At 74.4% G+C, this 9,760-nt stretch carries 8 protein-coding genes and 1 pseudogene; 5 read left to right on the forward strand and 4 right to left on the reverse strand.

The window, feature by feature from the left end; genetic code table 11:
- The 5 genes from ACWJ6R_RS22120 to ACWJ6R_RS22140 form a co-directional block, all read left to right on the forward strand.
- A partial coding sequence (locus tag ACWJ6R_RS22120; RefSeq protein ID WP_449064063.1) for a PP2C family protein-serine/threonine phosphatase occupies positions 1–569 on the forward strand: 569 nt, incomplete at its 5' end.
- The gene (locus ACWJ6R_RS22125; protein ID WP_449064064.1) at positions 566–1,993 is read left to right on the forward strand and encodes a vWA domain-containing protein; all 1,428 of its coding nucleotides are present in this window, start codon (positions 566–568) and stop codon (positions 1,991–1,993) included. The genes ACWJ6R_RS22120 and ACWJ6R_RS22125, both read left to right, overlap by 4 nt.
- Positions 1,912–2,586 carry an FHA domain-containing protein gene (locus ACWJ6R_RS22130; protein WP_449064065.1) on the forward strand — a complete coding sequence of 225 codons (675 nt, stop codon included), beginning with the start codon at positions 1,912–1,914 and terminating at the stop codon, positions 2,584–2,586. The genes ACWJ6R_RS22125 and ACWJ6R_RS22130 overlap by 82 nt, the downstream gene beginning before the upstream one ends.
- Positions 2,583–4,049, forward strand: coding sequence for a hypothetical protein (locus ACWJ6R_RS22135; protein WP_449064066.1), 1,467 nt, complete (start codon positions 2,583–2,585; stop codon positions 4,047–4,049). Before ACWJ6R_RS22130 ends, ACWJ6R_RS22135 begins: the two co-directional genes overlap by 4 nt.
- Before the next feature lie 132 nt (positions 4,050–4,181).
- Positions 4,182–4,967 (forward strand): glutamate ABC transporter substrate-binding protein, encoded by a 786-nt coding sequence (locus ACWJ6R_RS22140; protein WP_449064067.1) that lies wholly within the window; start codon positions 4,182–4,184, stop codon positions 4,965–4,967.
- A gap of 187 nt (positions 4,968–5,154) precedes the next feature.
- Here ACWJ6R_RS22140 and ACWJ6R_RS22145 read toward each other — a convergent pair whose 3' ends face one another.
- The 4 genes and pseudogenes from ACWJ6R_RS22145 to ACWJ6R_RS22160 form a co-directional block, all read right to left on the reverse strand.
- Positions 5,155–5,706, reverse strand: coding sequence for a hypothetical protein (locus tag ACWJ6R_RS22145; protein WP_449064068.1), 552 nt, complete (start codon positions 5,704–5,706; stop codon positions 5,155–5,157).
- Positions 5,707–5,905: 199 nt separating this feature from the next.
- Positions 5,906–6,649: a lysophospholipid acyltransferase family protein gene (locus ACWJ6R_RS22150; protein WP_449064069.1), complete on the reverse strand. Its 744-nt coding sequence runs from the start codon at positions 6,647–6,649 to the stop codon at positions 5,906–5,908.
- 14 nt (positions 6,650–6,663) lie between these two features.
- Positions 6,664–8,952 (reverse strand): MMPL family transporter, encoded by a 2,289-nt coding sequence (locus tag ACWJ6R_RS22155; protein ID WP_449064070.1) that lies wholly within the window; start codon positions 8,950–8,952, stop codon positions 6,664–6,666.
- 290 nt (positions 8,953–9,242) lie between these two features.
- A pseudogene (locus ACWJ6R_RS22160) lies at positions 9,243–9,760 on the reverse strand (Crp/Fnr family transcriptional regulator); the annotation flags it as partial.

A 9,760-nucleotide genomic window follows, 5' to 3' on the forward strand; every position in this document is an offset into this window, starting at 1 on the left:
GCGGCGCTGGCCCCCCACCCGGACGACGCTCCCGCCTGCACTACGTCTCCGTCGTCGTGGGGCCCGGCGGGGTGACCGTCGGGTGGGTGGGCGACAGCCGGGCGTACTGGCTCCGTGCCGAGCCGTCCGCCTCCGGCGCCCGCGACGCCCCCGGCTCTCCCGACCGGTCCGTGCCCACGCGGCCCGTGCCGCCCGCCGGCCCCGCCGTACCGGAGGACCGCCTGCCGCTCACCGGCTCCGCGCTGCTCACCGAGGACGACACCGCCGCTCCCGGCCTGCTGTCGGCCTGGCTGGGAGCGGACGCGGGCGAGGTCACCGCCCGCGTGCGCACGTTCGCCCCGCAGGGCTCCGGCGTGGTCGTGGTGTGCAGCGACGGCCTCTGGGGCTACCTGCGCCAGGCCTCCGCCCTGGCCCCCTTCACCGCCGGCGCCACCCCGCTGGGGGCCGCCCGCGCCCTGGTGCGGCACGCGCTCGCGGCGGGCGGCCGCGACAACGTCACCGTCCTGGTGATCCCCTTCGATCCGCCGGCGGCGCTCGCCGGCACGCATCGGCATAGGAGACACGCTTGAGCGACCAGCCCCTGTTCACGTTGAGCATCGACCAGAACGAGCACCTTCCCGCGGGCGGCCAGGAGATCCACGCGATCCTCACCGTCGAGGCCTCCGGCCCCGCCGTGCAGCCGGCCGGGAACGTCGAGGCGGCCGAAGTGATCATCGTCGACGCCTCCGGATCGATGGGCGGAGCGAAGATCGCCGAGGCCCGCCGCGCCGCGCAGGTCGCGGTGGAGACGCTCCGCGACGGCGTGCACTTCGCCGTCGTCGCCGGGACCCACGAGGCGACCAAGATCTATCCCGGCGGCCGGGCCGGGCTGGTGCGGGCGGACGCGAAGACGAAGGCCCAGGCCGCCGGCGCCCTGCGCGGGCTGGACGCCGGCGGCGGCACGTCGATCGGCGCCTGGCTGCGGCTCGCCGCCGAACTGCTGCAGGACCACCCCCGGGCGGTACGGCACGCCATCCTGCTGACCGACGGCCAGAACAACGAGGACGAGCGGACGTTCGCCGCCGCCCTGGCGCACTGCGCGGGCAGGTTCGTCTGCGACTGCCGGGGCGTCGGCACCGACTGGAAACCGGCGGAGCTGCGCCGGGTCGCCGAGGCGCTGCTGGGCGGCTCCGGTTTCATCCGCGACCCCGGGGACCTGGCCGACGACTTCCGGGAGATGGTCGAGACCACGATGGGCAAGGCCGTGGCCGAGGTCGCGCTGCGGATCTGGACCCCGCAGCACGGCCGGGTGAAGTACCTCAAGCAGGTGTCCCCGGCCTTGGCGGACCTGACCGGCCTGCGGGCGGACGTCGACGCGCTCACCGGCGACTACCCGACCGGCGCCTGGGGCACGGAGACCCGCGAGTACCACCTGTGCGTCGAGGTCCCCCCGGGCGCGGTCGGCCAGGAGGTCCGCGGCGCCTGGGTCCGGCTGGTGGCGCCGGACGCCGGGTCGGGCGGATCGGGCGGATCGGGCGGCGTCCTGGCCCGCGGCAACGTCCTGGCCCGGTGGACCGACGACCTGGCGCTGTCCACCCGGGTCAGCCCGGGGGTCGCCCACTACACCGGGCAGGCGGAGCTGTTCGAGCTCATCCAGGAAGGGCTGGGCGCGCGCGCCGCGGGCGACCTGGAGACCGCGACCGCCCGCCTCGGCCGGGCCAGGGAGCTGGCCGAGACGTCCGGCAACGAGGACACCGCCAAGCTGCTCGCCAAGGTCGTCGAGGTGGACCCGGGGACCGGCACCGCCCGGCTCCGCCGCGCCGTCGACCGGGCGGACGAGATCGCACTGGACACCGGCTCGTCCGGACCGCCCGGATCAAGAGGGAATCCGGTCCCGGCGGCCGGGACACCGGGAACTGAGGGGAGGAACCCATGGCAGGCTGCCCCCATGGGCACGACCCCGGTGAGGCCGGGCTCGCCGACGGATACTGCGATGTCTGCGGGAGCAGGCTGACCGGCGTCCCCGGTGCGGCCCCCTCTCCCCCGTCCCCGTCCTCTCCGCTCTCCTCGTTCTCCCCGTCGTCTCCGGCCGCCGCCGGATCGCCCGGCGGGTGCGCCGCCTGCGGGGCACCGGTCAGCGGACGGTTCTGCGAGGACTGCGGCCACGACCAGAGCGCGGCGGCGCGGCGGGCGGTCGCGGCGGAGTGGCGGGCGACCGTCGAGGCCGACCGCGTGCACTACGACGAGATGATCACGCAGGGCGGTCCGGACGCCGCCCGGGTGCTGTTCCCGCCGTACTGCCCCCGGCGCGATGTCCCGCTGGCCGGAGACGAGATCCGCATCGGCAGGGTCAGCCGTTCCCGGGCGCTCGTCCCCGAGATCGACCTGAGCGGGCCGCCCGAGGACCCCGGCGTCTCCCACCTGCACGCGGTCCTGCTCTCCGGGCCGGGGGGCACCTGGACCCTCGTCGATCCCGGCTCCGCCAACGGCACCATCGTCAACGGCCTGCCGGTCGAGGCCAACCGGCCCGTGCCCGTGGGCGACGGGGCCCGGATCCATCTCGGCGCGTGGACCCTCATCACCCTCTGGCGTGGGAGGAACCCGTGACGCTCACCCCGGCCCGTCCCGCCTCACCGGCCCCGGCGGCTCCCGCGCCGCCGGCCCCCTCCGGAACCCCGGGGGGCGGGGTCCCGGCCGCCCCGGGGCCTGCGGGCCGCGTCCTCCTCCCCCGGAGCGTCCCCGGCCGGATCCGCCTGATCACGACCGTCTGCGTGCTGGCCCTCGCCGTACTGTTCGGCACCTTGTTCACCGCCGCCCGGAGCGTCCGGGACGGCCTGGACGTCATCGGCCACGACGCCGGACCGCAGGTCGTGGCCACCGCCGACCTGTACTTCGCGCTCAGCGACATGGACGCCCAGGTCGCCAACGTGCTGCTGATCGGCGGCGAGCACCGGCTGGGCAAGGGGCGCGCCCGCGCGCTGGAGGTCTACGAACGGCGCAGGAGCGACGCCGGGCGGGCGGTGCTGCAGGCCTCCGCGCTGGCCGGTGACGACCCGGCCGAGCGGCGGACCGTCCAGGCCGTGCTGGACGGCCTGGGCCGCTACGAACGGCTGGCCGCGCGGGCCCTGCTCCTCGACGAGCAGGCCGCGCACGCGGCGGGCCCGCCGCCCCGGCCCGTCCTGGAGGTCTACCGCCGGGCGACCGACCTGATGCGCCTGGAACTGCTGCCCATGGCCTACAACCTCACCCTGGAGAGCGGGACCGTGGTGCGCCGCGCCCACCAGGAGCGGACCCTGGCCGTGCGGGCGGGGCAGGTGCTGACCGGGATCGCCGGGGCCGCGGCCCTCGGCTGCCTGGTCTGGCTCCAGGTGTTCCTGGCGCGCCGGTTCCGCCGGGTGTTCAATCCCGCCCTGCTGATGGCGACGGCGATCGCCGGGATGTACACGCTGACGGGCGTCACGGTCCTCGGGCAGGAGGCCGGCGTCCTGCGGGCCGCCAAACGCGACGGGTTCGACTCCGTCCTCACCCTGCCGGCCCGGGCCGTCGGCAGCAGCATGCACGGTGACCAGAGCCGCTGGCTGCTCGACCCCGAACGGGCCGACACCTACGAGCAGACCTACCTCGACAAGTCGCAGGCGGTGCTCTACACGCCGGGCGGGGACCTCGCCGCCTACCAGCGGGCGGTGAAGGCGGCGGTGGACGGGGACCGGACCGCCTTCCTCGGGCTGGTCGGCCAGGAGGCGGCCCGCACGAGCCTGCCCGGCAGCGGGCCCGCGGTCGCCGGTGTGCTGGCGCGGTACCGGGACCTCCAGCAGGCGGACCGTGCGATGCGGGAGGCGGAGCCGCGCCGGGCCGTCGAGCAGCGGATGGGGCGGCTGGAGACCGCGTTCGGGGAGTACGACGCCGCGCTGCTGAGGCTCGCCGAGCTGCACCGCGGCGCGTTCGACCGGCAGATACGCGACGGCGAGGAGCGGATCGGCGAGCTGTGGTTCCTCCTGCCGGTCGCCATGGCCTCCACCGCCGTGATGATCCTCGTCGGGGTCCGGCCCCGGCTGTCGGAGTACCGATGACGGGAGAGGAAGCATGCGATCCCTGACCGCCCGCACCGTGGCGGCTTCTTCCGGCGCGCCGCCGGACCCCCTCACCACGGGGCCCGGCGGGCGCACCGGACCGCCCTGCGCCGGAGCATCCCGGCCGCGGCGGTGCTGCTGGCTCTCCTGCCCGCGGCGGCCTGCGGGACCGGCGGCCCCCCGTCGATCCTCGATCGGGAGACCCTGGTGATCGGGGTCAAGCCCGACCAGCCGGGCCTGGGCGTGAAGGTCGCCGAAGGCCGGTACGAGGGCTTCGACGTCGACGTCGCCACCGAGGTGGCCCGGCGGATCGGCGTGCCCGACGTCAGGTTCGTCACCGCACTGTCGTCCACCCGACAGCACCTCATCGAAGAGGGAACGGTCGACCTGGTCGTCGCGACCTACTCCATCACCCCGGAGAACCGGAGCAAGGTCACCTTCGCCGGGCCGTACTACGTCGCCCACCAGGACACCCTCGTCCGTGCCGGCGACCGGGCCGTCGAGAACGTGCGGGACCTGAAGGGCCGCCGCCTCTGCAAGGCAGCGGGATCGAACTCCTGGCGCCGGGTCGCCGAGGAGCGGCGGATCCCGGTCGAGCTGGTCCCGGCCTCCTCCTACGGCGACTGCCTGGCCAAACTGCGCTCCGGCGCGGTGGACGCCGTCTCCACCGACGACCTGATCCTGGCCGGTTTCGCCGCGCGCGACGGCTCAGCGCTCAGGATCGTCAACGCCCCGTTCACCGACGAGCGGCTGGGCATCGGGATGCGCAAGGGCGACCTCGACGGCTGCGAGGCCGTCAACCGCGCCATCACCGCCATGTACCAGGACGGCACCGCCGAGCGGCTGCTGCGCAAGTGGTTCGGCAGGTCGGGGCTGGCCCTCACCCTCACCGTCCCCCAGTTCGAGGGGTGCGCCTGATCGCGTGCCCGGCCGTATCGAGCCCGTGGCGTTCGAGGGGTGCGCCCGATCGCGTGCCCGGCCGTATCGAGCCCGTGGCGGAGGCGGGTCCGCGACCCGCCCCTCGACGGAGGCCGGCACGCGCTGCCGGGCGTCGGCTCAGGACTCCACCGGCGTCGGACTCCACCGGCGTCGGACTCCACCGGCGTCAGGAGTAGGAGGCGACCATGCCGGCGACCACGCCTGCCGTGCCGAGCGCGGTGATCACGAAACCGATGGCCACCGCGCCGCGCCGGCCCCGCCGCACGCCCAGGAAGTACATGATCACGTAGGGCAGGAAGCCGAGCCCGCCGACGCCGAGGAAGGGCATGGTGAGGGCGGCGACGACACCGGCCGTACCCGCCTTCACGGCGCGGTCCCCCTCCGGGGTCAGCTGGGCGCGGGTGACGTCGCCCGCCTCGGAGTCCGGGGAGGCGTCCACCGGGACCGGGGCGCCTCCGTCGTCAGGGGTGAAGCTGCCCTTGCAGTCGTAGCGGCCCTGCCCCAGCGCCTCGCACGAGACCACGGTGAGCGTGCCCGGCGTGCCGGTCTTCCCGGCCGCGAGCTTGATCCCGTCCACCGACAGCAGGATCGGCACCAGGCAGACGAGCAACCAGCACCCGACGAGCAGCACCTGGACCGCACGCCCGGGAAGGTTTCCGGGGCTCGGCTTCGGTCCGGGCTGGATTGCGCTGATGATGTCGTCGAACGAGTCACTCATGGACATATGGTGCACTACGCCACTTGCAACCCGCCTGTTCGCGACTTGCAGGACCCTCGGATCGTCCGGGGTCCCACCTGCCGGGCCCCGGGGGCGATCCTCCTCCGTTCACGGCCGCGCGGGACCCGGGAACGTCCGGGGCCTCGCCTCGGGGCCTCAGCTCAGAGCCTCGGAGCCCTCGAGGCCGGCCCTCCCGTGTTCACGCCTTGCGGCGGGCCTCCGCCTCGGCCGCGTCCATCGCCGCCGCCTCCTCCGGGGTCGGCGCGGTGCCGCCCAGATGGCGGGGCTGCCACCACACACCCTGCGGGATCTCCGGATAGCTCCGCTGAGACCGATCCAGCAGTTCCTCCAGCTGCTTGCGCAGGCCGGCGGTGACGGCGTCGTAATCGTCGCCGCGCTTGGGGTACATCGGCTCGCCGACCGTGATGCTGATCGGCACGTGCCGCTGGGTCAGCCTCCTCGGGCGGCCCTTGGTCCACAGCCGCTGGGTGCCCCAGAGCGAGATCGGGATCATCGGCACGTCCGCGGCGACGGCCATCCGGACCGCGCCGTTCTTGATGTCCTTGATGGTGAAGGACCGGCTGATCGTCGCCTCGGCGAAGACGCCGACGACCTCCCCCGCCTTCAGCGCCTTCAGCGCCGCGCCGAACGCCGACGCCCCCGCCGCCCGGTCCACCGGGATGTGGTGCATGCCGCGCATCAGCGGGCCGGAGATCCTGTGGTCGAAGACCTCCTTCTTGGCCATGAAGCGCACCAGGCGCCCGGCGGGGTTGGCGGCGAGCCCGGCGAAGATGAAGTCGAGATAGCTGATGTGGTTGCTGACCAGCACCGCGCCGCCGCTCCGGGGGATCCGGTCGGCGCCGTCGATGCGGATCTTCATGTCCAGCAGCCGGAACATGGTCTTCGCCGCCGCGATGACCGGGGGATACACGATCTCAGCCATGGCTGAACCGTACCTCAGGAGGCCGGTCGTCCCGCCTCTTTACACTGTAGATTCGTTTGTCGCGGCGCGGAGCCGTACCGGGCCCGGCCACCGGGCGACCACCAGTTCGCCCGGCCCGCCAGGCACATGACGGCCGGCACCAGCAGGGCGCGGATCAGCGTGCAGTCCAGCAGTACGGCCAGCGCCAGCCCCACCCCGACCATCTTGAGCAGGACGAGGCTGGAGGTCGCCAGTGAGGCCATCACCACGGCGAAGATCACGGCGGCGGAGGTGAACAGGCGGCCGGTGCGCTCCATCCCCGCCGCCACCGCCGCGCGGGTGTCCCCCGTGCGCCGGTACTCCTCGGTGATTCTGGACAGCAGGAAGATCTCGTAGTCCATGGACAGCCCGAAGGCGATGCAGAACATGAGCGCCGGAACCAGGACGTCGAGCGTGCCCGTCACCGAGAAGCTCCCGACCAGCTCGCGCAGGTGGCCCTCCTGGAAGACGTGGACCAGCACGCCGAACGTCGCCCCCAGGCTGAGGGCGTTCATCACCAGGGCCTTGACCGCCAGCACCACGCTGCGGGTCATCGCCGTGATCAGCGCGAAGGTCGCCAGCACGACCAGGGCCAGGCCCTGCGGCAGGGCGTCGGCGACGGCCCCGCGGATGTCCGCCAGCTGCGCCCCGGGCCCGCCCACCACGGCCGGACCGGGAGCGGGGACCGAGCGCACCGCGCGGGCGAGTTCGCCGTTCTCCACCGAGTAGGGCTCGTGGTCGGTGGCGACCGCCAGCCACGTCCCGGCGGGCGAGGTGAAGCGCCGGGCCGAGCCGGAGGGCGGGCCGGAGCGCCCGCCGTCGCGGTAGGAGCCGGTGGCGGTGCTCACCCGCGCCACGCCCTCCAGCGCCGACACGCGCCGGGCGTAGGCGTCCAGCCGGGCTCCGGCGCCCGGCCGGGACGGCCCGAACCCGGGCAGCACCACCGTGGTCGCCGAGATGCCGTCGCGGGCGTCGAAGTCGCGCCGCAGGTCCTCCGACGCACGCGCGGCGGGCGCCTCGGGCGGCAGCAGCCGGTCGTCGAAGACGCCGAAGCGGGCGCCGAGGAAAGGTGACGCGACGGCGGCCAGCAGCGCAACGGTGGGCACCGCGACGGCCAGGGGCCGGCGCATCACCGCCTCGGCCAGCCGGAACCATCGCCCCCGCGACCCCGGCGCCGCCCGGCCGGGTGCGGCCCGCCACGGTCCGGGGACGGCCAGGCCGTCGATGCGCGTCCCGAGCACGGCCAGCAGCGCCGGCAGCACCACGAGGCTCCCGACGGCGGCCAGCAGCGTCACCGCGATGCCGCCGAAGGCGACCGAGCGGAACATGGTGAACGGGAAGAGCAGCAGCGCGGTCAGGCAGGACGAGACCGTGACCGCGGAGAAGGCCATGGCCCGGCCGGTGGTGCGCAGGGTGACGTGGATCGCGGAGGCGGCGTCGCGGCCGCCCGCCAGCTCCTCCCGGAACCGGGTGACGATGAACAGGCTGAAGTCCACCGCCAGCGCGAACCCCAGGGCGCTGGCGATGCTCATCGCGAAGGCGGAGACCTCGGTCACCTCGGTGAGCAGGCGCAGCACCGCCATGGTCCCGGCCACCGCGAACACTCCGACGAGGACCGGCAGCACCGCGGCGGTGAGACTGCCGAACACCAGCAGGAGGATGACGAGGGTCAGCGGAACGGTGATCAGCTCCACCGTGCGCAGATCGTGTTCGCTGCGGCTCTGCGCCTCGGCCTTGACCTGGGCCTCCCCCGTCACGGAGAGGGTCAGCGGCCCGTGCGCGCCGGTCAGGCCGGGCGCCAGGCGGGCGGCGGTGGCGGCTCGGCGCATGTCGTCGCCGTGCAGGCGGGCCACGATGAGCGCGGCCCGCCCGTCCCGGCTGCGCAGACCGGGAGAGCGCGCGTCCCAGTAGGAGGTGACCCGGGCGACACCGGGGTCGCGGGCGAGCCGTGTCGCCGCCTCCGCTCCCGCCCGTGCGATCCGCGCGCCGTCCACCGGCTGCGCGCTGCGGGCGATCACCACGAGATGGGGATCGCCTCCGGCGAATCCCGCCTCCAGCAGTTCCGCGGCACGCTCGGATTCGGCGCCGGCGACCGTCGCCCCGCCGAAGGTCAGCCGGTCGTGAACGCCGTGACCGATGAGGACGGACACCGCGAGGCCGAGGGCGGCGAGCCACAGGACCAGGCGGCGGCGCCGCACGTGGAGGCCCGGGGGCGGCGGCACCGCCGGACCCGCGGCCCCGCCCGCGGGCGGCTCCACCGCGGCTTCCAGAGGGTGGTGCAGCACCCCGTCCTCCTTCGCGGCGGCACACCCGCCATATCGTCACTCTGAGTATTTGTTTATTACTCTGAGTGAAGATAGCGGTGATCGCGTTCACGGCGGGTGAGGCGAAGCGGAAACGCGTCCGGGTCGGCGCCGCACCGGCGCGGCACGCCCTCCCTCCTCGGCCCCGCGCGCGGATCCGAAGGCTCGCACGGTGGATCCGAGGGCTCGCGCGGTGGATCCGAGGGCTCGCACGGTGGATCCGAGGGCTCGCACGGTGGATCCGAGGGCTCGCGCGGCGGGGCGTGAGGCCCTCAAGAGAGCACGTCGACGCCCTCCAGGACGCCGAGGGCGTCGGGCACCAGTACGGCCACCGAGTAGTAGGCGGTCACCAGGTAGGAGATGATCGCGTGCTCGTCGATGCCCATGAACCGCACCGACAGCCCGGGCTCGCGCTCGCCCGCCAGCCCGGTACGGCGCAGCCCCACGACCCCCTGCTTCTCGGTCCCGGTGCGCATCACCATGATCGAGCTGAGTCCTCCGCTGATCGGGATCTTGTCGCAGGGCAGGATCGGCACCCCTCTCCAGGCCATGACCCTGGCCCCGTCGACCTCGGTGGTGGCCGGGTACAGGCCTCGCCGGTTGCACTGCCGGCCGAAGGCGGCGATGGCCCGGGGGTGGGCCAGGAAGCAGTGGGAGCTGCGGCGCCGGCACAGCAGGTCGTCGAGGTCGTCGGGGGTGGGCGGGCCGGAGCGGGTGCGCAGGCGCTGCCGGGGATCGGCGTTGTGCAGCAGCCCGAACTCGCGGTTGTTGACCAGCTCGTGCTCCTGCC

Source organism: Planomonospora algeriensis (assembly GCF_977012225.1).

What these genes read in the sequence shown, in the direction of transcription:
- ACWJ6R_RS22145 (WP_449064068.1), bottom strand. Translation starts at nt 5,706, where the DNA reads ATGAGTGACTCGTTCGACGACATCATCAGCGCAATCCAGCCCGGACCG.
- ACWJ6R_RS22150 (WP_449064069.1), bottom strand. Translation starts at nt 6,649, where the DNA reads ATGGCTGAGATCGTGTATCCCCCGGTCATCGCGGCGGCGAAGACCATG.
- ACWJ6R_RS22130 (WP_449064065.1), top strand. Translation starts at nt 1,912, where the DNA reads ATGGCAGGCTGCCCCCATGGGCACGACCCCGGTGAGGCCGGGCTCGCC.